General features: G+C 35.0%; 19 protein-coding genes and 1 pseudogene. 4 read left to right on the top strand and 16 right to left on the bottom strand.

From position 1 onward, the window contains the following. Positions 1-10 precede the first annotated feature (10 nt). The 7 genes and pseudogenes from DES36_RS07745 to DES36_RS07715 all read right to left on the bottom strand — a co-directional run bounded on the left by DES36_RS07745 (position 11) and on the right by DES36_RS07715 (position 9297). Positions 11-670 carry a methionine ABC transporter permease gene (locus DES36_RS07745; protein WP_423230752.1) on the bottom strand — a complete coding sequence of 220 codons (660 nt, stop codon included), beginning with the start codon at positions 668-670 and terminating at the stop codon, positions 11-13. Continuing rightward, positions 663-1673 (bottom strand): methionine ABC transporter ATP-binding protein, encoded by a 1011-nt coding sequence (locus tag DES36_RS07740; protein WP_113920656.1) that lies wholly within the window; start codon positions 1671-1673, stop codon positions 663-665. The genes DES36_RS07745 and DES36_RS07740 overlap by 8 nt, the downstream gene beginning before the upstream one ends. A 330-nt stretch (positions 1674-2003) precedes the next feature. Further along, on the bottom strand, positions 2004-2909 hold the full coding sequence (locus tag DES36_RS07735; protein WP_113920655.1) for a YegS/Rv2252/BmrU family lipid kinase: 906 nt from the start codon (positions 2907-2909) through the stop codon (positions 2004-2006). A gap of 283 nt (positions 2910-3192) precedes the next feature. After that, positions 3193-3723: pseudogene (locus DES36_RS07730) on the bottom strand (flavoprotein); the annotation flags it as partial. Next, positions 3720-4487, bottom strand: coding sequence for a phosphopantothenoylcysteine decarboxylase domain-containing protein (locus DES36_RS07725; protein ID WP_113920653.1), 768 nt, complete (start codon positions 4485-4487; stop codon positions 3720-3722). The gene DES36_RS07725 and the pseudogene DES36_RS07730, both read right to left, overlap by 4 nt. Positions 4488-4604: 117 nt before the next feature. Beyond that, positions 4605-8093: an SbcC/MukB-like Walker B domain-containing protein gene (locus DES36_RS07720; protein WP_113920652.1), complete on the bottom strand. Its 3489-nt coding sequence runs from the start codon at positions 8091-8093 to the stop codon at positions 4605-4607. Continuing rightward, on the bottom strand, positions 8068-9297 hold the full coding sequence (locus tag DES36_RS07715; RefSeq protein ID WP_113920651.1) for a metallophosphoesterase family protein: 1230 nt from the start codon (positions 9295-9297) through the stop codon (positions 8068-8070). The genes DES36_RS07720 and DES36_RS07715 overlap by 26 nt, the downstream gene beginning before the upstream one ends. A gap of 299 nt (positions 9298-9596) precedes the next feature. Here DES36_RS07715 and zupT point away from each other — a divergent pair, with 299 nt between their 5' ends. After that, positions 9597-10430 (top strand): zinc transporter ZupT, encoded by an 834-nt coding sequence (gene zupT / locus DES36_RS07710; RefSeq protein ID WP_113920650.1) that lies wholly within the window; start codon positions 9597-9599, stop codon positions 10428-10430. 302 nt (positions 10431-10732) lie between these two features. Further along, complete coding sequence (locus DES36_RS07705; RefSeq protein ID WP_170128228.1) at positions 10733-11245, top strand: amidase domain-containing protein; 513 nt, start codon at positions 10733-10735, stop codon at positions 11243-11245. Between the two features lie 328 nt (positions 11246-11573). Here the strand turns inward: DES36_RS07705 and DES36_RS07700 are convergent, their stop codons facing one another. The 5 genes from DES36_RS07700 to DES36_RS07685 all read right to left on the bottom strand — a co-directional run bounded on the left by DES36_RS07700 (position 11574) and on the right by DES36_RS07685 (position 14744). Next, positions 11574-12932, bottom strand: coding sequence for a uracil-xanthine permease family protein (locus DES36_RS07700; protein ID WP_113920648.1), 1359 nt, complete (start codon positions 12930-12932; stop codon positions 11574-11576). A gap of 446 nt (positions 12933-13378) precedes the next feature. Beyond that, complete coding sequence (locus DES36_RS14795) at positions 13379-13555, bottom strand: hypothetical protein (protein WP_170128227.1); 177 nt, start codon at positions 13553-13555, stop codon at positions 13379-13381. 290 nt (positions 13556-13845) lie between these two features. After that, complete coding sequence (locus tag DES36_RS07695) at positions 13846-14055, bottom strand: heavy-metal-associated domain-containing protein (RefSeq protein WP_113920647.1); 210 nt, start codon at positions 14053-14055, stop codon at positions 13846-13848. A 14-nt stretch (positions 14056-14069) separates the two neighbouring features. Beyond that, complete coding sequence (locus DES36_RS07690; RefSeq protein ID WP_113920646.1) at positions 14070-14279, bottom strand: cold-shock protein; 210 nt, start codon at positions 14277-14279, stop codon at positions 14070-14072. Positions 14280-14549: 270 nt separating this feature from the next. Then, positions 14550-14744, bottom strand: a complete 195-nt coding sequence (locus DES36_RS07685) for an alpha/beta-type small acid-soluble spore protein (RefSeq protein ID WP_113920645.1) — start codon at positions 14742-14744, stop codon at positions 14550-14552. 168 nt (positions 14745-14912) lie between these two features. On the opposite strand from DES36_RS07685, the gene DES36_RS07680 reads away from it, so the two are divergent. Next, on the top strand, positions 14913-15800 hold the full coding sequence (locus tag DES36_RS07680) for a methyltransferase domain-containing protein (RefSeq protein ID WP_113920644.1): 888 nt from the start codon (positions 14913-14915) through the stop codon (positions 15798-15800). 94 nt (positions 15801-15894) lie between these two features. After that, positions 15895-17805 carry an anaerobic carbon-monoxide dehydrogenase catalytic subunit gene (gene cooS / locus DES36_RS07675; RefSeq protein ID WP_113920643.1) on the top strand — a complete coding sequence of 637 codons (1911 nt, stop codon included), beginning with the start codon at positions 15895-15897 and terminating at the stop codon, positions 17803-17805. Between the two features lie 29 nt (positions 17806-17834). Here the strand turns inward: cooS and DES36_RS07670 are convergent, their stop codons facing one another. From DES36_RS07670 to DES36_RS07655, 4 genes are all read right to left on the bottom strand, one after another. Next, positions 17835-18494, bottom strand: coding sequence for a class A sortase (locus DES36_RS07670; RefSeq protein ID WP_113920642.1), 660 nt, complete (start codon positions 18492-18494; stop codon positions 17835-17837). 126 nt (positions 18495-18620) lie between these two features. Continuing rightward, complete coding sequence (locus DES36_RS07665) at positions 18621-19238, bottom strand: Spy0128 family protein (protein WP_113920641.1); 618 nt, start codon at positions 19236-19238, stop codon at positions 18621-18623. Between the two features lie 13 nt (positions 19239-19251). Beyond that, positions 19252-20031, bottom strand: coding sequence for a class B sortase (gene srtB / locus DES36_RS07660; RefSeq protein ID WP_113920640.1), 780 nt, complete (start codon positions 20029-20031; stop codon positions 19252-19254). 107 nt (positions 20032-20138) lie between these two features. Beyond that, complete coding sequence (locus DES36_RS07655) at positions 20139-21092, bottom strand: DUF7601 domain-containing protein (RefSeq protein WP_113920639.1); 954 nt, start codon at positions 21090-21092, stop codon at positions 20139-20141. Positions 21093-21134: the final 42 nt, after the last annotated feature.

The raw sequence follows: 21134 nt of genomic DNA, 5'->3' as shown, positions 1-21134 counted from the left end.
ATTCCCCCTTTTATTTTCTTTTATCTTGTTTATCGGCAATTCTCATGCCTATTTCTTGAAAAATTTGTACTAAAATGATTAATAATATAATGGTCACAAACATAATAAAGTACTCATATCTATGATATCCATAATTAATAGCGATGGCTCCTAAACCACCTCCACCTACAGCTCCTGCCATGGCTGAATAACCTAAAATCGTTGTAGTGACTATGGCAATGCCAACAATTAAGGAAGGTTTTGCCTCGGGTAGCATTACCTTATATATAATCTGAAAGGGTGATGCTCCCATGGATAAAGCTGCCTCAATAACACCTTTATCTACTTCCTTAATAGAAGATTCTACCATTCTAGCAATAAAAGGAGCTGCTGAAACTACTAGAGGTACAATAGTTGCAGTAGAACCAATAGGTGTACCAACTATCTTCTTAGTCAAAGGTATAATGGCAATCATTAAAATTAAAAAAGGTATAGAACGAGTAATATTTATAATGGTATTTAAAATGCTATTTAACGACTTTATTGGCAAAATATTATCTTTTTCCGTTACAACAGCTAAGATACCCATTGGTAATCCTATTAAATAGGCAATAAATGTACTGACTAATGTCATATACAAAGACTCTAATAAGCCTACGGCAAACATGGATATGGTTCCACTATCAAGCACGATAATTCACCTCTTCTACTGTAAGATTTCTGTTCTTTAGATAATAAATAATTTTTTCGGCTAAGTTTTCATCCGAAGGCAATTGTATGACCATCTGTCCAATAGCTGTTCCTTCGATATCTTTCATATCTGCATAGAGAATATTGACTGGTGCCTTACAAGCTAAGATCATCTCAGACATTACTGGATCATAAGAAGAACTACCATCAAATACAATACGTAAACATTTCTCGCCTATATTTTCGCCAGTGTTTTGTCCATCTGGATAGACTAGTTTTTGAGCGGCAAGAGTTTTCGGATGAGTAAATATTTCTTGAACTCGTCCAGACTCTGCTATCTTGCTCTGATCAATTATGGCAACATGAGAGCAAATACCTTCGATAACGCTCATCTCATGGGTGATGATGACAATCGTAATATCCAGTCTCTTATTAATATCTTTTAGCAGTGCCAGGATGGAACGAGTTGTAGTGGGATCTAGTGCCGAGGTTGCTTCGTCACATAGTAATACTTTTGGATTTGTGGCTAGAGCTCTGGCAATGGCAACTCTTTGCTTTTGACCACCACTTAATTGAGAAGGATATGCCTTTTCTTTATTCTCTAATCCTACTATAGCTAGGAGTTCTCTTGCTTTTTCTTGTGCTTCTGCTTTCTTGACGCCTGCAATTTCTAGTGGAAAACAGACATTTTCCATTACTGTCTTTTGCATTAATAAATTAAACTGCTGAAAGATCATCCCCATAGAATGTCTTACTTCTCTTAATTCTTTTTTACTCAAAGCAAATAGATCTTGTCCGTCAACAATGACCGTACCTGCTGTAGGAACTTCCAAAAAATTCATACAGCGAACTAAGGTACTCTTACCTGCGCCACTCATACCGATGATTCCAAAAATATCGCCTTTATGTATTGTTAAATCAATGTGATCTAGTGCCTTTACTTCTCCATCCTTGGTATGAAAGGATTTTGTCAAATCTATTATCTCTATGATTTTTTCTTTCATTGCAAACTCCTAAAATAATTTTCTGTATTTCATATTATAAACTCAGATTAAAATATTGTCTAAAAATCATTATAACATGAAAGTATTATATACCATTAATGATTTCTTGTAAATATTCGATATTATTAATCTTATATGTTTAATTAGTATAAAGAGAGCATCTTTGGCATTTTAGCCATCACTGCTAGGGTCAAATCTTACAGGTCAAAGATTCCATCACATATAAAGAGGACTCAAATAATATCTAAGTCTAAAAGTAGAACTTTTCTACTATATAAAAATCTCCCACTTCATCAAAATCTTGAAGTGGGATTGTCATCTTTATTATATTTAATTTTTAGGTGGCAAAATCATCTTAAGCTTTCTAGAAAGAATCTGCAAGTTTAAAGGCATATTGGGACCTTCTTCTCCATCTATATCCGTAATCACATGATAATCTTCTTCCATATTTTCAATAGAGAAATGATCACTTTGTATATGAAGTATATTTTTGTAGGATAAATGATTTCCTCTTAATATCTTTGCAAATACCACAGATAGTTCGTTTAGAGGACATACTTTTATAGCAATCAGGTCTAATTTCCCATCGTTCATCATAGCTTCTGGAGCCAATTTGTGAAAGCCTCCAGCGCCCCTTCCGTTCATAACAATGAAAAAGTAAAACTCATCCTCTATAACTTGTTCCTCTGTAGAAATCTTTAAATTCAGTTTCTTAAAATTTGGTAATTGCTGAATGCCAGTAAGATAATAAGCTACTCTTCCCATCACATTTTTCAGTTGGCGATCTGTGTTCTGAGAAATTTCCATAAATAGACCACCACCGCATACATTTAAGAAGTACTGATCGTTAACAAGTCCTACATCTACATACTCTGTCTGTAGTACAGACAAGGATTCTATAACTTGTCTTATGTCCATAGGCATACCAATATTATAACAAATATCATTCATAGTACCTGCTGGAATGATCCCTAAGGGGATATCGATATTAAGCTTAATCATACTATTGACGAGAGCATTTACAGATCCATCTCCACCTGCAATAAATATGGCCTCATATATAGACACGTCCCTATTTTCAAAAACATTAGAAAAGTCCTCTGCAGAACTTGTTCGGAATAAATGCACCTCATAACCCTTATTTTGAAATACCTCAATAAAATAATCTAGGTGATTAGGAAAACTTTTATTCCCAGCAACAGGATTGTATAGTAAAAAGACGAATCTTTTATTCATAGATTATCTCTCCTTTATGAGTAAAAAGCTTAGCTACTAAAAATATGTTTTTCGGAGAAGGTTATAAAAGCGGAAAGCTGAATGCTGAAAGCAGAACTTTCTACCTAATGGAGTGGAGAAAATCATAAAATCATCTTTATTAAACTACATAGTCATCCTGAGTGCAAAAGCTAGCTCTTACATTATCTCGCCTATAGGCGAGTTTCAGCTTTCAGCTTTTCGCTAAAAAATTTTCTCGTCGAAGAAGCAAACCATCTAACGAAACTCAATTATGCAAAGTATCTATCTCTTCTACTACCTTCTCCACAATAATACGCCAATCTAACAATTTTCCACTGCCCATATCTCCACAAGCTAGCCGACCACTATCGGTGTCTAGTATAGTATAACCATATCTTTGTAACTTCTTAATATTATCTTGGAGAATTGGATTTTCCCACATGCCTGTATTCATAGCTGGGGCAATCATGATCTTGGCTTTTGTGGCCATTAAGGTAGTTTGTAGCATATCATCAGCTATTCCATTGGCTAATTTTCCAATAAAATTTGCTGTAGCTGGTACAATGACAAATAAATCGGTCTTTTTTGCAAGTGAGATATGCTCTGTATCCCATTTGTCTATTTTATCAAACATATCAACAATGACTTTATTATGAGATAAGGTTTGAAAAGTTAATGGTTGCACAAATTCTGTAGCGTTTTTTGTCATGATTACATGGACTTCAAACCCTTTTTTTACTAAATCATTGACGATTTCTGCCGCTTTGTATGCTGCGATTCCTCCAGTTACACCTACCGTAATACATTTACTCATTTATTCTCTCCTAACATTCTCATTACAATTCCCTTTGCAATTTCATCTTTGGTATGAAACCGCTCCACAATACAACCATCTTTTAATAATATGGCTTCATGTTTTTCATTATTAATATTACACATATCGTTGGCAAGAACTAAATTACAGTCATTATCTTTTCCAAGTTTACATGCTACTTCTTTTAATCGTTCTTCTGATACGCCGTTTAGCAATTTAAATCCTACTAAAAAGGTCTCAGGATCTCTATCTTTAATATAAGATATGACTTTAGGCGTTCTCTTTAAACCAAGTACAATATCTTCTCTAGACGAAATCTTTGCTCCTCTTGGTAAAGCACAATAAGGACTAGTCAAAATTTCTTGTATTTTTTCTTCCAATTCTTCCACAGGGTTATCTTGTATTAAGTTAGAAATTTCTTTTGCTAAAATACTCACTGGTGCTGTATAAGACGTGGTAAAATCAGAGACAGCCATAGAGTGAATAAAGTAATCTATCTTATGCTGAGAGTAGACTTTGTCGATTGCATCTATTACACTTTGTGTATCACTTACAGGATAGATCATCATCTTACTCTGTACAACCTCAGGTTTTACAGCCCTCTTAGACATTATATAATGAACGGTAAAATCTTCATCCCCAAGATAGTCTAAGACCTCTTTACAAATTAAACGAGCTAATTTGCCCGTACTAGTGTTGGTGATTTGGCGCACTTCATCAATTTTTTCAACAGTACCCCCTGCCGTTATGACAATATGTTTCATAAGTATATCCCTCTATTTCTTTATCCTTTGTAGCTACTTCATTTTAACACAGATATTTTTAAATGGATAGATGTGGTATGCCCAAAGCCCCCACTCCTATCCATCTATCATTATTCATTAACTATATTCGATTATTACTTTACTTCCACCTAAACCAGCTTTTGCAGGCTCAATCAGTAGTTTTACGGGAACCCGGTTTTTAATAGACTCTACATGACTAATAATGCCAATAGACAATTTTTCGTGGTGGATTCTCTCTAAGCAATCCATTACTACTTCTAAAACCTCATCGTCAAGGGTGCCAAAGCCCTCATCCAAAAAGAAGAATTCAAGGGGGGCAGTGCCCTTAAGTTGTATTTGGGCAGATAAGGACAATGCTAATGCAAGAGATGCTAGAAACGTTTCTCCACCTGATAAAGTAGAAGCATCTCTCATGGCTCCCCCATTTTTATAATCTCGAATGATGAATTTTCCTTTTTCATCTACTTCAAGGCCATAATTCCCTCTAGTAATCCATTTTAGCTTTTCAGATGCTTCTAAGGATACATACTGAAGCTGATAGGAAGCCACGTATTCTACAAAGCGTTTTCCCTTAAATAATTTCTCCAAATCTCGTAAAAGGCCTAATTTCTCATCTGTTTTTCTTTTTTCTTTTTCTATATTTTTCTTTTCATTTAATCTTCTCTTTATATTGTTTAATTCATTCTCAAAGCTTATTCTGTTGGTCTCTAGTTCTTTTTCTTGAGTGTTGATTTTTTCCCAGTCTTCTTGAATTTTTTCATAGTCTTCTTGAGATATATTCTTTCCATTCATATTCCTTAAAATTCGATTTACAGCACCACTTAATTGATTAAAATCATTATTGAATTTGTCGATGCTCTTTTGTAGTTTATTAATCTCTTCTAAAGTCAAAGAGCAATCTCTCACTTCTTCTACTGTTACAAAATTCTCTTCGCATAATTTTACTTTTAAGCTTTCCTGTACTTCTTGAAGCTCTTTTTCCATAGAAAGAAGGTAAGAATTACTTATGTTTAGCTTTTCGCTGTATTGGCTAAAAGCTATATCGTTTTTTTCCTTTTGATTTTGGCTTGTTTCAAAATCTTTTTTAATTTTTTCAATCTTTTCTTTTGTCTTTTCTAATTCTTTAGAAATATCAGAGATCTGCCCAAGCTTAGAGAGTAGAGAGTTTTTCTTTTCTTCAATACTCTTTTCTACTCCCTTTAAATCTGAACTCTTTTGAGTGCAAATCCTATGTAAGTCCGATTCTACTTTAATAAGAATCCCCTCTTGCTCTTGATCGACCTTTAATCGTTCCCTTAGTATTTTTAATTGATTTTGTAGATCATTTTTTTTCTTTTCTTTTTCGTTTATCTCATGCATTTCTTTCTTTACATCAAGAATTTGCAAACTCTTTTGGAAGTTTTCTAGTGCTTCTTGATTTTCATGTAATTCCTTTTTTATCGTTTCTAATTGAGCCAAAATTTGTGTCTTTTGAATACTGTAATTGTTAAGTCTTTCCACAGATGCGCTAAAAGTGATTTGTTTTTCTGTATTTTTTTTTGTTATTGTTTGAATGTTCTGTTCTAGCTTGTCTTTTTCTTCTTTGTACTTTTGAATGTTTTCTTGTAATTTTTTAAAATTTTCTTCTAATATCTCAATAGGATGCTCTAAAAAATCTTCACCTAAAGACTCTAAATCCCTTTTTATTTTTAGAATATTTTTGTTCTCTAGTCCCATTTCTCCTTCTGCCTTTGCTATTTGTGCAGATAAAGAGTGAATTAAGTCTGATTTTTCCTTTAAGGATTCCTCTAATTTCTTTACATTAATCCTAGAAGAATCGCCTACTTCTATATTATGCATTGTAGAGCCGCAAACAGGACAGGAGTCTCCCTCCTTAAGATTTTCTCTTAGAGAAAGAGCTATGTTCTCTGTTTTGAGTTGGTTTATGTTTTCATTTAACAAAGTAAACTCTTCTTCTAAAACTATTTTTTTATTTTTCTTCTCTTCTAATTCCTTTTCGTAATTTTTAATCTCTTCTTCTTGATTCTTTATGGCTAAAGAGTAATCACTATACATCTTCCATTTATTCTTGTAATCATTTAACTGATTGCTAGATATTAGAAGGCATTCATCATCTCCAGGTGGAGACTGAGTTAAGAAGCCTAGTTTTTCATTTTGTTCTATTAATGACTTTTCCTGTTCTTCTATTTCTTTCTTTAAAGAATCATATTCTCTTTTAGTATCATCCATATCTTTTAGAATGCCTATTAGTTCATTCTCTGTTTGAATTTTAGCAGCCTTTAATTCATCTATTTTTTGATCTATAGAGAAGGCCATACGAAGTTGTTCTACATACTCATGGGGAGTATTTACCTCTTCAAGCTCCAGCTCTTTTTGCACTATTTGATCATTAGTCTCTTTTACTTTTTTCTGCAGACTTTCTTTTTTCTTTTGTTTTTCCTCTAATTTTTGTGTGTTTTCTTCAAACTCTCTTGTTAGAACCTCTTTTTCTTTATACAGCACCTCTAATGCTTCTTCAATTGCTAACCCATCTTGAAGTTTAAATTGAAGTTCTTGTAGTACAGGCAATTCCTCTTCTTTTGATTTATATGCCTTATCGTATTTTTCTAGAATCTCTGCTCTTTTTGATTCAATTGATTTTAATTGATTACTTAGCTCATCATTTTTTTTCTTTTCATTCTTTATGTCCTCTATCTTTTTATCAAAGTTTTGAATATATGGAAGAACCCTCAATGCTTTTTGTCCTAGTTGCACTTTTTCGTTCCACCCTTTGACTTCTTGCCTTTGTTCTTCTAAAGTATTCATATCTTCCATGTATTTATTTAGCTCTAATTGTAGACTCCACAAGGTTTTAGACTTTGAGTACGTTTCTTCCATCTTAGCCTTTTCTATATTCATACGCTCTTGTTCTTCTTTGATAGTTCTCACTTGTATTTCTTTTTCATCTATAAGCTCTTTGTTTACATCTTCATAACTTTTTAACTGTCCGCTCATTTCACTTTCTTCATGTCGGTACTTGTTGATTTCATTGTACAGCTTTTGAGACAACTCATCCCCATATTTTTCGAGATTAAACAAGCGCTCAAGCATTTCTCTTCGCTCTTTGCCCTGCAATTTTAAAAACTCACTAAACTTCCCTTGTGGTAGGACTACCGTCCTCGTAAAGTCATCAATATTTAATCCGATAATTTCGTGGCATTTATTATTTACCTGGCGTACTTGTTCTTCAAGTATAATTTCTTGCTCCTCTGTAATGTCAATAATTCGTGCTAATTTTGTGTGGATGCTTCCTGATTTGTCCCTTTTAAAATCCCTAGTAACACGGTATTTTTTCACTTGAGCAGATGAAATTTGAAATTCAAAGCTCACTTCCATGGTATCCACATTAGTATTAATATAATTTGAGCTTTTTCGAGACATTTCTCCATATAAAGCTAAGGTAATTCCATCTAGTATTGTAGATTTACCACTACCCGTAGGACCAAAAATGCCAAATAAGCCTTTTTGGGTCAGCTTCTCAAAATCGATTACCTGTTCTTCTATAAAACTATTTAACCCTTTAACCTTCAGCTTCAGCGGCTTCATACATATCCTCCTTAACCAGCTCTAGTAGCATATTAACAAGTTCCTCATCAGGCTCTGTCTCTCTTTCATTTTTATAAAACTCTCGAAAAATATCCTCGAAGGATTTATCGGCCATATTTGTTATTTCATTTGTGGGTTTTTCATCACATAATAATATGGGCATGATTTCAATGATATCCTTTTTATAATTTTTCATAGTCTTGATTTCATTTTCTCTAATAAAACGCTGGGTCTTGATTTCTAAATAAGTCCAGCATTCTTTTGTGCTATTCTCTTCGCATAGGGCAATTGCCTTTTCAATGCTATCACACTGCCAAACTTCTATGGGCTTGTACACCTTTAGGGGAACTTCATGAATAAGAGCTTCTTTTTTTGGCTCTAAATCTACAATGAAGCACTTTTTTTGAAAATGTCTTTCTTTTTTATTGTAATGAATAGGCGAACCAGCATAGCGAGCTCTTTTTTGAGTACCTGGCACGATTTGAGGCTTGTGAATATGGCCTAATGCAATATACTGTGCCTTTTGTGGAAAATACCTTCCATCAATAATATAACTTCCTCCAAGCTGTATATTTCTTTCGGAGCCTTCCTCCTCACTTCCCATAGCAAACAAATGACTGACTACTACATTAATGGTGTCTTCTCTAAAATAATTCTCTAGCTCTGTAAAGAGAGCTTGTATCCTCTCTGCATAAGTTGCTAATTTTTCTTCATCTGTAGTCAATTCCTTATACAAAACTTCATTTAATCTCTTTTCGCTAGGGTAAGCAATGGTTAGAATTACGGCCTTTTCTCCGTTGATTTCCACCTCTATCATACCCTCACTGCTAGCAATTACTTTATGCTCTCCATAAAAACCCGTTTGAGCTACTGTCTTTGGTGTGCCAAGCATAATAATCCCATGATCTCTTGCTAAAGGTCCTGCAGCAACTAAACGCTCTGGATTATCGTGATTGCCAGCTATAACTAAGATCAAACGCTCCCCATGAGCAGATATTTTTTTAAGGGCATCATAAAACATCTTCTCTGCTCGAGCAGGGGGATTACTGGTATCGTAAATATCCCCTGCAATGATAACCATATCTACTTCTTCTCTTTGAACAATATCTATAAAATCCTCTAGAAAGGATTCTTGCTCGTCCATACGACTAAATCCTTCTAAGTGTTTTCCCAAATGCCAGTCCGCAGTATGTAAGATACGCATAAAACTCCACCTTTTTCTTTAGCTGTTTTTCTATTAATAGCTATTATAACATACGAGGTAGTAAGGTGGTAAGGTGGTAGGGTGGTAAGCAAATATATAGTTGTTAGTACTAAATTCCATAGAAAGTTCTGCTTTCAGCTTTCGGCTTTCAGCTATATTTTTTGTCTGTTCACAACAACTTCTAACTTAGAACTTAGAACTTAGAACTTAGAACTTAGAACTTAGAACCTAGAACTTACAACTTAATTCGTGTTATAATATGTTAAAATAAATGTCGTTTCGTGACGAAGGAGTGTAATATGGACTTTAATAATGTTATATTTGCATTTGGGCTTACCTTATTTGCAGGTTTATCTACAGGGATTGGAAGTCTTTTAGCCCTTTTTACAAAGAGAACAAATTACAAGTTTTTATCTCTTGCTCTTGGGTTTTCTGCAGGGGTAATGGTTTACATATCTATGATTGAAATCTTACCAAAATCCAAGGACTACCTTATTACAGAATTAGGAGGTGAATTAGGTCCTTGGGTTTCAGTTGCTTCTTTTTTTGCGGGAATATTAATTATTGCTATCATCGATAAATTAGTGCCAACTGAAGATAATCCCCACGAGCCACATATCGCCGAAGAAATCAAGATGGTTGAATATATAAATCAACACGACAAACACTCTAATCACAAATTAAAAAGAATTGGCGTCCTCACGGCGCTCGCTATAGCCATTCACAATTTTCCTGAAGGTTTAGCAACTTTTGTAGCTTCTATAGAAGATTCTTCATTGGGTATTCCTATCGCTATTGCGATTGCGATTCATAATATACCTGAGGGAATTGCTATATCTATACCTGTCTTTTATGCTACTGGTAACCGAAAGGAATCTTTTAAGTTATCTCTTTTATCAGGGCTATCTGAACCTCTTGGGGCAATAATTGGATACTTTTTACTGTATGCCTTTTTTGGCAGCATGAAATTATTTATAGGCATTTTATTTGGTATTGTAGCTGGAATTATGGTATTTATCTCCTTAGATGAGTTATTACCAACAGCAAGAGCCTATGCTGAAACACATCTAGCAATGTATGGATTAGTAGCTGGAATGGCTGTCATGGCCGTAAGTTTGTTGCTTTTTATGTAAAACATCTGTTTTAATTCTAAGTCTTATATAAAAGGTAGGGGTGAAATCAATAATTGAGTATTTGCGGAAAGCGGAAAGCGGACAGCTGAAATTTAGGTCACCCATGGTGACCTGCTAAGGCACCCTACTCTTCATTAGCTCCCACCAAAAAAGCATGACCTTTCTGACTAGCTAACTAATCAAGCTTTTCCAACTAAAGTTCCGCTTTCAGCTAAAAAGGTTTTACTGACCACCTGACCACCTTTTTCATACACTCTTTTCTTAACAGTGCGTATGATATAGCAAGAAAGGATGTGACAAAGGTGATTTACAATCGAAATGCTGCTGTTCAATACGCTTTACAATATGCTCTAAACCCTAATCCAGATTACGTGTACTTTGAAAATGACGACTGTACAAATTTTATCTCTCAATGCTTACGGGCTGGTGGCGCTCAAAACGACTATAATAATACACACCCTTGGTGGTATAACAATGGTCAAACTTCTATCAGCTGGGCTGTAGCCCATTCACTTTATTGGTATATACGAACTACTACAGTGGAAAATAGAAGCTTTGGCATAAAAGCAGATACTTATTACTTAGCAAATCAAGATTTATACTCTAGAGATATTGCTGGAAAAGTGCAGATAGGAGACCTTATACAATACAAGAATTTTCAAGATCGAATTCAACACTCAACTATTATCACTGGGTTTGATCCTATAACGGGCGAACCCGTAGTATCACAACATACCTTTAATGGAAGAAACGTAACCTGGAGGAAGAACTTTAAAGAAGCGATTTTTCATCATATAACAAGCATTAATCGCTGAAAGTTGAATGCCGAAAGCTGAAAACCAGCGATTAGCTACTAGCTACCAGTGCTAGGGTGGAATCTTACAAGTCAAAGATTAAACTATATATAAAGATGGCTTAATAGCAGTTAAATCTCAAAACAGAACTTTCCTTGTATATTAGAATGACAAAAGGGACACTTTTAAAGTGTCCCTACTTTTTGATATAAATAAGCCTAACTACTACCCCAGTCATCCTAAGCACCAACAAAGGACCTTTGACCCGCAGAGCCTAGCCCTAAAATACTGGTAGCTGGTGGCTGATAGCTCATCACTAAAACTTCCGCATTCAGCATCCCGCTTTCAACTAATCTCTTTCCCCTATTGAAAGAAGTAAATTTAACGCTATTCCTACAATAGCTGCTGTTGCTAGTGCTGGAAGTTGTGTTCCGAACATTGGAATCATGCCGCCTTCAAACTGATATGTTCCACCTAATCCTATGATTAATATAACCGCAATAACTGCTAAGTTCTTAGAGCTAAACATATCCACTTTTTTATCCATCATAATTGTAATACCTTGCGCTGCGATAACGCCAAATAAGTAAATAGACAATCCTCCTATTACAGATGTTGGAATGGAGTAAATGATATTAATAAGTGGTGTAAAGCAAGAGATCACCATAGTAATGATAGCTGCTACGATTAGTACTGGTACAGAGAAGTTCTTTGATATGGCCATAGCACTGATGTTTTCACCGTAATTTGTACCAGCAGGTCCACCGATAAAACCAGATATAATATCTCCCAAACCGTCTCCAATAAGGTTTAACCCTAGTTTATCTTCAATATTATATCTTTCTTTCTTACCTTTTCTCTTTGCTAATTCATTTACGTAAATATCTAATTGATAAATATGTGCTGTTGATTCAGGGATTGTAGCAATAGCAATAGGCATAATCGCCACTACTGCAGCCACAGTTGGTTTAGGGAATGTGAATATAGGCATATTTATAATGCTATCAGATACGATAGTGTTAAAATTTACAAATTGAATTCCTGTTACATTTCCAATGATGAGTGCTACTGCATAACCTGTTAAAAGTCCAAATAAAATTGGCAATTGACTTAACTTACCTCTTAAGTAAACGGAATATAAAATTGTTGCAATTAAAGTAACAACTGCAATAACCCATGCATAACTGCTTGCAGTAGCTTGATTTACTTCTAAAACATTTGCTGGGACAGCTGAGGCATTTCCCATAGCATTAGCAGCTAAAGATAGACCAATAATGATGGCAATACTTCCTGTAACAGTTGGTGGAAGCACTTTATCAATCATTTTCTTTCCACTCTTTTGAATGACAAAGCCTGCTACAATTGAAACAAAACCAGACATGATAATTCCAAATTGTGCAATTGAGATTTTGTCATTTAAAGAATAACCTGCAAAAGCATCTGCGCTCATTATTGAAGCAATTGCTGCAATATAAGAGAAACTTGAGCCATAATATAGTGGTATTTTTCTACCTGTAACTAAAATAAACCCTAAGGTTGCTAAACCACTTGCAAAGATTGTCGTTGAAACGTGAAAACCTGTAATAAGCGCTACTAAGACCGTGGCTGGAAACATAACAACAATTTGTTGAATTGCAAATAGAATAAGTTCTAGGAAAGGTGGTCTTTCGTCAGGTAAATAACCTCGTATTGTGTTTTGGTTTTCCATAATTCTCCTCCTTGAATTGGTAGGTATAATGGGATAGATAGAAAGCAATTTCGCACAAAAAATCTTGCTGCAGTGTCGCAGCAAGATTAAAATTCGTGTTTTGAGCATGGTCATAGCGTGACATGCTAGAAATATTAATCTTACTGGTATCCCTGTACCTGTTTAAAGATTTCTTTTCCACTATTATCACACATGAAGTAGTTTTTGTAAATAGAATTTTTATAAAACAAGTCGAAATTTGTCGAGAAAGCGCCTGAGGCGCTTTAGCTTTAGTTTTAAGTTCTATGTTGTAAGTTCTAAGTAAAAACTTTTTAGGTCACCATTGATGACTAAATCTGCAACTCATACAATACCTTCTCGATTTTAGGTAGGTTGAACAGTAATTAAACAATTGCTTAACTACTGTATAACGATTGCTCGACTACCGTTCAACTATTGTTCACAAGTTATTCTTCAAAATCGATTTCTGGTTCATAAGGGTCTTCTTCATAGTCAAACTCTGGTTTTTTTAATGTTGACTTATTCGTAAAATCTTTATATTTGCTCTTGTTGTTGACAATTTCTTCTAGGCGATCATAAGGGTCTTCTTCGTAATCAAATTCAGTTCGAAAAAAGTTTTTCAATTTGTATCACCTCCTGTTAAAGTGCTATAAACGTTTTAGTTGCTAGTCATTAGTATTAAGATATTCCTTTAGGGTCAAGATTCTTCGCTACGCTCAAGAATGACTTAAGCAGTAGCTAAGGTCCCAATACCTAAAAACCCGCAGGGATGGCTCTAGTTGACTACCTAGTCATCCTGAGCATAAGCGAAGGATCTTACTTTACCTCGCTTTTAGGCGAGTTTTCAGCTTTCCGCATTCCGCTTTTAGCTATTTACTATACTCTACACTTAAAAGTTCTTTAGTGCAAATATCTATTGTTTAATTTTACAACATGCTGTATGTTCTATTGTCTTTCTTATTTCATCTTCACCTGTTGCTTCATTAAATCCAACTTCTATTGAGCCTCGACCAAGATCTACATTAACCATTTGCACTCCGTCTAATTTATCTAAGGCATTTTTTATTTGTGTCTTCTCTGTATTGTTTTGTAATCCTATTACATAATAGTGTACTCTATTCATTCAATTTGTCCTCCTCACATTTTTTGAACATTAATTGCAGCTGGACCTTTTTCGTCTTCTCTTATATCAAAAGTCAGTTCTTCCCCTTCGTGTATATCCTTGTCATGGCTTTTTTCTTTCACTTGAGAATGATGCAAAAAAACATCTTTTCCATCATTTGTAGAAATAAACCCATAGCCTCTATCATTGTCAAACCATTTAACAGTTCCAGTAAAATTAGCCATAGAAATGCTCCTTTCATTCTTTTATGATGAGTATATTATTCCTATTGGCGACTCGTTTTATGCCCCTTTTAAACAATAGTTGAACGGTAGTTAAACGATTGCTAAGCAGTTGTCAAAGCATTCCTCGCCTAAAGGCGAGTTCAGCTTTCAACATTCCACTTTCCGCTAAAAGAAGTTATCCCGTCCAACTGTCCAATCTATAACGAAAAAGACAAAGGAAATAATTATTCTTCCTTTGTCTCTCGTAATTGCTGTTTCCTTATTATATAACTACTGCATATTTTGATTTTGATTTGTTTTTTCCTCGTAAGCTCTAACCATTCTCTTAACCATTTCTCCACCAACAGATCCTGCTTCCTTAGAAGTTAAGTCTCCATTGTATCCTTGTTTTAAATTTATTGATAAGTCTCTTGCACACTCTTGTTTGAATTGTTCTAATCCTGCTTTTTGTTTTCTTCTACTCATTTTTATTGCCTCCTTTTTATGTTATAGTCATAGTATGTTTCGTAAAGAATAAAATAATCAGGTAATTTTTAACAGCATTTATAATTTGGTTTGTTTTTTTAGTATTTAATATTTATAACAAAAGAATTAATCTATTCAAATTATTCATAATAAGAGGTGTGTTCATTGATGAAAGATAAAATAATACCTTTAGGTAAAATGAAGATAAAAAATAATATTAAAGTATTTAAATGTCCAATCTGCGAAAGTAGTATGGAAATCGTAGAATATAATAGCTTAAGATGTAAAAAAAATCATTGCTTTGATTTGTCAAAAAACGGGTATATCAATTTTCTTCTTCACAATGTAAAGACAGAGTACAATCGTTCTATGTTAGAATCTCGTAATATTATATGTAAAAGTGGATTTTTCACACCTTTAATCAAAAAAATCAGTGAAATCATCACTCTACAGCAAATTAAAAGCTCAAATAAAATTAATATATTAGATATAGGTTGTGGCGAAGGGTCCCATCTTTCTCAAATTATTGAAAACATATCTAATGGAAGCATCTCTTATGAAGGCATTGGTATCGATATTTCTAAAGACGGGATACATATTGCTTCTAGGGAATACAAAGAATGCATTTGGTGTGTAGGCGACTTAACAAAAAATCCCTTTAAAAATCAGAGTTTTGATATAATATTAGATGTATTATCCCCTTCAAACTATGCAGAATTTAATCGAATTCTTAAAAAAAATGGCTTACTCATAAAAGTTGTGCCAGGATCCAATTACTTACGAGAATTACGAGATGCCTTCTATAACGAAACAGAGAAAGAAACTTATTCTAATGAAAGGGTTATAAACCATTTTAAGAAAAACTATCAGCTCCTAAGCACCCACTCATTAGAATACAAGGCTCCTATAGACAAGACTAATCTCGAGCATCTAATTTCCATGACTCCTCTATCATGGAAAGTCTCTCAAGAAAGAATACAGCAGGTACTACATTCAGATATTCAAGAAATCTCTGTAGAATTTACTATATTATTGGGACAAAAATCAAATGATTAATTTTCCAACTATTTTTTCTTTTTGCTCATTTTATTTACAGATCAACGCATACTAAGGGTGAAATCTTAGTATTTAATGAAATGAGGAGGAACTAATGTCTGAGACAATTTTAGAAAAAATGGAAGGTAGAGTCAGCTACCACGATTCAGTTGAAGAAATGTTAAGGAGAATTCAAACCGATGGCCTTTCTAGCGTATTTTCAAGATGGCCAGAGCAAGAAAAAATACGCTGTAAATTTTGTTTAGAGGGAATAAGCTGTCAACTATGTACGCAAGGTCCTTGTCGTATTAATGAAAAGACAGGAGCTACCAAAGGAGTTTGTGGCATTGGACCAGATGCAATGGCTATGAGAAATTTCCTTATGCATAATATTATGGGTGCTGCCACTTATGGACACCACGCTTATGAAGCTTTTAGAACCCTAAAAGCTACTGCTGAAGGAAAAACATCCTTTAAAATTAAGGATATAGATAAGTTAAAATCTATGTGTGCAACACTTGGAATAGATACAAATCAAGATGTAAATGCTATGGCTATTCAACTAGCAGATCTCTTTGACAAAGAAATGAAAATAACTCCAGATGAAGAAAGCTTAATGGTTAAGGCTTTTGCTCCTAAAAAACGTCATGATGTTTGGAGAAACCTTCATATCTATCCTTGTGGCGTCGAGCATGAAGTTCAAAACGCCATTGCAAGTTGCTTGACAAATGTAGATGGAGATTATGTTTCTTTAGCAACAAAAGCTCTTCGACTTGGACTTTCTACTATTTACACTGCTCAAATAGGCTTGGAAATGACTCAAGATATTTTATTTGGAACTCCAATGCCTCATGAAGTAAATGTAGACTTAGGGATTATGGATCCTGACTATGTAAATATTGCCTTTAATGGTCACCAACCTTGGATTGGCGTTGCTACTTTGCAAAAGGCAAAGAAAGCAGAATACCAAGAAATGGCCAAAAAAGCTGGTGCAAAAGGTCTTCGAATTGTAGGTTCCATTGAAACAGGGCAAGAATTACTACAAAGATTTGAAGTAGACGATGTCTTTGTAGGATTAATGGGTAACTGGCTTTCTATCGAGCCCTTTTTAGCAACAGGAACTGTAGACGCACTCGTTATGGAAGAAAACTGTTCTCCTCCAGCGATTGATCAATATGCAGAAAAATATCAAGTAGCTCTCATTAGCGTAAGTACGATTATCGGAGTACCTGGTTGTGAAACGAATATGCCATACTATCCTTCAAAAGCAGATGAGATGGCAGACAAATGCATTGAATTAGCTATAGAGAACTTTAAAAAGAGACACGGAAAAATTACTCCAATGGTACCAAAACATGTACAAAAGGCAATTGCTGGTTTCTCTACTGAAGCAGTATTAGGTGCTATTGGCAATGATCTAAACACCCTAGTAGATGTAATCTCAAAAGGACAAATCAAGGGAGTTGTAGCTCTAGCAAACTGTTCTACATTAAGAAACGGTCCACAAGACTGGAATACCGTAAACCTTACTAGAGAATTGATAAAACGGGATATCTTAGTTGTTGCTGGTGGTTGCGGGAACCATGGTTTAGAAGTAGCTGGACTTTGTAATCTAGACGCTGCTGAAATGGCAGGAGAAGGTCTAAAAGGCATTTGCAAAGCTTTAGGAATACCTCCAGTATTGAGCTTTGGTACTTGTACAGATACTGGTAGAATCTCTATGCTCGTAACTGCTTTGGCAGATCATTTAGATGTAGACATCCCTGACCTTCCAATCGCCGTCACAGCACCAGAATGGATGGAGCAAAAGGCAACTATAGATGGTATCTTTACAGTAGCATATGGCTGCTATACACATCTATCTCCTACTCCATTTATTACTGGAGCACCAAATCTAGTAAAACTTCTGACAGAAGACGTAGAAGGGCTTACAGGTGGTAAGGTAGCCATAGGGGACGATCCTGTAGAAGTTGCTAAAGGCATTGAAGCTCATATTAATAGCAAGAGAAAAAAATTAGGAATGTAGCTTCTAACAATTGTTCCGCCATCGCTCAACTACTGTTCAATATAGGGGTACTGGTCTACAAGCTCTCCTATGGCGAAAAACCTTTTGCCGGTTTTAGAAGAATAATAGCAGGTCATAAGGGATGCGATGGGCTTTTCCCGTTCATTAGAACGATCATCGGATAACATTTCTATAGCTGTATCTTGCACGATTTCTATTTTATAGACGATGTACTCATACATCGTCTTTTTATCTGTCATGTAAATCGTACTTCCCTCTTTAATATCCATTAACCCTCCAAAAAGGGTATCTTTTCTGCTAACATAATGGCCTGCTAAAGTATAATTGCCTTGACCCATTTTTTGATCTTTCTTCATGGTGCCTACTCCACCTAGCAAATTCCTCTCTGAAATACCCTTTAGGATTGGCAAACTCAAATCAATATCAGGAATAATCAGTTGACCGATAATAAGATTTCTATCAAGATTTCTTGAACCTAATAGTGTCCTCGTAAGATTCACATCTTGAACAGAATCTAAATTAAACTCAGCTTTGCTTTCTTGGTTTTTTTCAATATCTTCCCATGTAATCTTATCTATCTCTTTGCTATTGGCATCATTTGATAGCTTTAACATAAAGTCACTAATATAAGGCAGAGATACTAATAAAATCCCTATAATAATAAGGAGTGTTGAGATTGTTTTTTTCATGTAATCACCGATTCTCACAGATTTTCGCACTATTCTAGTTTATTTAATAATAAACTATATTTATTCAAAAAGACAAATAATATTAAAAATCCTAGAGCAAACCCTAGGATTTTATATTTGCTACTTTTATTTACTTCTACCCTTTGGTAATTGTATTAATCCAACAGCTATTAAAGCAATTCCAAATAGAATAAGTACAATCGTCATCGTACTTGTTCCCGTTTTAGGTAATTCACTTGGATTTTTGGGGATGTCGACAATTTCTTCTTCATACTCATTATAAAATTTTACTTCTTCGAGCTTATCCGTTTCACCAGATTTGTACAAAATCACTGTAGTCTCAAGATCATCGCCATTTTCTGCATTTGTTACGTAGATGACGAGATTATATATCCTACTGTCATAGGTGGCTAATTTGTTGGTGCCGACTTCCTGAGAAATCGTGTACGTGTAGACGCCGAGTGATGAAAATTCAATCCCTGGTAATCTAGCCGTATCTGCTCCTGTAATAATCATACTAAAAACTCCGTCTACACTACCCTCTGGCATAGGGTTAACTGGATTATCGGCTTTCATGATTATTTTATAATCTTCGTCCACCGTTGGGGGCGAACCACCTAGAGTCACAGTAACCGGTATTTCGCCGCTTCGTACCTCTGCCGCCAGGGCAGTTGGTCTAAGTACGATTAGGCACGTCGCAAGTATGAGTAGTACCTTCATAAACTTTGTATGCTTTCTTCTCATTTTCACAATCCTCCTATTCTACTGTTCTATTCTGCTGTTGAACATATGGTTCCATAACCGCCAGAATAACCGTCCTTGCATCTGTGAATTCTGACGAACAAGTTGTAAGAGCCAAAATTTGCGGGTCTCCATCCGTTGAGTTCATGGCATTTTCTATTGCGACCTCATTTAAGTATAAAGCATTACTGTCTGCAAATTGTAGCAAATCATCTATATTATCTTGCCATCGTTTCGGATTAAAAATTGCTTCTTCTGAAGACGAAACAAGTAAGCAAGCGTAGATTTCTAATTTATAGACCCTGTCGGGTAAAATAAGCGTTCCTGTTTTGTTCTCCTTAAAAAATGCTTCCTCTTTGTATAAACTAAGATCGCCAAACATTTTGCCGTTATCCATATGATGACCATACAGCAGGGAATAAGTGTCGTAAAAATCCCCATCATTTCGTGAGTCGAGAAAAATGCTTCCAGCAAGCGCAAAATTGCCATATACATCTGTATTGATGTAATTTAGATTCGTTTCTCCTTGTAAGACAGGGTAGTCGATATTTGTATTATCTAATGTAAGCCATGCTTGGACGTCAGGATTAATAGCAAGCAATTCATCAAAGGTAGGTTTATCCTCTTGAGGCTTTAGCTTTAACATATCTGCTTGAGCATCGTCTACTGCAGCATAGATTAAACTGTTATCCCATAGGGCATAAGCTGCATATAAACCTGCTAAACTTAAGGATAATATAATTACAAAACTTATAAGCCCATTGGCTACTTTGAGGATTAATTCAGAAACCTTCATGGAATTACACTCCAATCCTTTACTGTAAATTGGGTAGCAGATGATGCAAATGCACCATCTGAACCCTTGTATTAAATCAAATTCATTATCCTTAGTTGCAGAATTTATTAGCTGTTATGAGATAAGCGTTTTTTCATAACAAATACTACCAAGCCACCTAGTGCAGATACTAGAAGAATCACATAAGGCAAATTGTCAAGGCTGATGCCTGTTTTAACAGTTGTGTCTCTATTGTTTGTAATAGTAGTCGTTATAGCTGCCGCATCAAGTTCCCCACTTGCATTGGCATCATAACTTACTGTATAATCCTTATCGTTAGCTGCTTCTACTACAGTATAGTTCACATCATATGGGATGTTTTGAATAGTGAACTCTGATCCCTTTTTAACAGTATAAGTGATTGTAACCGTTCCATCACCGCTCACTTCCTTAGTCCCACCTGATGCTAGAATTGGATCTGCTTTTATAACTTTATCTCCAATTGGTGTTAGTGTAACAGTAACTGTAAATTGATCATTTGGATCTCCATAGTTACCAGTAACTTCTTTTTTAATCGTTAAATTACCAGCGTCAAAATCGTTTTTAAAGGCATCACGTTTAACGTTCTTATCATCTGTAAGTGTGAGAACACGTAGGAATCCAGCACCATTAGGATTGTTAATTACTGTAACTACTAGATTGTACGTTGCGCCATCATAATTCATACCAGCTGTATTACCTATTACTTCAGTGATAGGGTAGGTGTATACTCCAACCTGAGTAAAAGTAGGTAAAACAATGTTTGCAAAACCCGTTGTTGCACCTTGTGCAACATCAATTGTAAATGAAGCTGGGCTAAACTCTGGAGCTGTTATAGCTACTCCATCTCTTAATCCTGATCCCGTATCAACAGTAAATTTAAAAGTTTCTACTGGATTAACCGTTCCTGGATTATTAATAGTAAGTGCCTTTTCAATTCGCACTGGGCTTCCGTCTACATATCCAGGGGTAGTTGCGAATGCCGTACCGCCCATACTAAATACCATTGCCAACGCCAAGAAAATAACCAAAAATTTCTTCATTTTAAATCCTCCCTTTTAATTTTTATCTGTATCTGCTTTTGC

It is taken from the genome of Alkalibaculum bacchi, from assembly GCF_003317055.1.
GTDB classification, from domain to species: Bacteria; Bacillota; Clostridia; order Eubacteriales; family Alkalibacteraceae; genus Alkalibaculum; species Alkalibaculum bacchi.
Note: the sequence above shows the minus strand (reverse complement) of the source record. Positions and strands in the feature narration are given on the sequence as shown.

What these genes read in the sequence shown, in the direction of transcription:
- DES36_RS07680 (WP_113920644.1), top strand. Translation starts at nt 14,913, where the DNA reads ATGAAAGATAAAATAATACCTTTAGGTAAAATGAAGATAAAAAATAAT.
- DES36_RS07720 (WP_113920652.1), bottom strand. Translation starts at nt 8,093, where the DNA reads ATGAAGCCGCTGAAGCTGAAGGTTAAAGGGTTAAATAGTTTTATAGAA.
- cooS (WP_113920643.1), top strand. Translation starts at nt 15,895, where the DNA reads ATGTCTGAGACAATTTTAGAAAAAATGGAAGGTAGAGTCAGCTACCAC.
- DES36_RS07695 (WP_113920647.1), bottom strand. Translation starts at nt 14,055, where the DNA reads ATGAATAGAGTACACTATTATGTAATAGGATTACAAAACAATACAGAG.
- DES36_RS07740 (WP_113920656.1), bottom strand. Translation starts at nt 1,673, where the DNA reads ATGAAAGAAAAAATCATAGAGATAATAGATTTGACAAAATCCTTTCAT.
- DES36_RS07685 (WP_113920645.1), bottom strand. Translation starts at nt 14,744, where the DNA reads ATGAGTAGAAGAAAACAAAAAGCAGGATTAGAACAATTCAAACAAGAG.
- srtB (WP_113920640.1), bottom strand. Translation starts at nt 20,031, where the DNA reads ATGAAGGTTTCTGAATTAATCCTCAAAGTAGCCAATGGGCTTATAAGT.
- DES36_RS07670 (WP_113920642.1), bottom strand. Translation starts at nt 18,494, where the DNA reads ATGAAAAAAACAATCTCAACACTCCTTATTATTATAGGGATTTTATTA.
- DES36_RS07700 (WP_113920648.1), bottom strand. Translation starts at nt 12,932, where the DNA reads ATGGAAAACCAAAACACAATACGAGGTTATTTACCTGACGAAAGACCA.
- DES36_RS07690 (WP_113920646.1), bottom strand. Translation starts at nt 14,279, where the DNA reads ATGGCTAATTTTACTGGAACTGTTAAATGGTTTGACAATGATAGAGGC.
- DES36_RS07735 (WP_113920655.1), bottom strand. Translation starts at nt 2,909, where the DNA reads ATGAATAAAAGATTCGTCTTTTTACTATACAATCCTGTTGCTGGGAAT.
- DES36_RS07715 (WP_113920651.1), bottom strand. Translation starts at nt 9,297, where the DNA reads ATGCGTATCTTACATACTGCGGACTGGCATTTGGGAAAACACTTAGAA.
- zupT (WP_113920650.1), top strand. Translation starts at nt 9,597, where the DNA reads ATGGACTTTAATAATGTTATATTTGCATTTGGGCTTACCTTATTTGCA.
- DES36_RS07665 (WP_113920641.1), bottom strand. Translation starts at nt 19,238, where the DNA reads ATGAGAAGAAAGCATACAAAGTTTATGAAGGTACTACTCATACTTGCG.
- DES36_RS07725 (WP_113920653.1), bottom strand. Translation starts at nt 4,487, where the DNA reads ATGAAACATATTGTCATAACGGCAGGGGGTACTGTTGAAAAAATTGAT.
- DES36_RS07655 (WP_113920639.1), bottom strand. Translation starts at nt 21,092, where the DNA reads ATGAAGAAATTTTTGGTTATTTTCTTGGCGTTGGCAATGGTATTTAGT.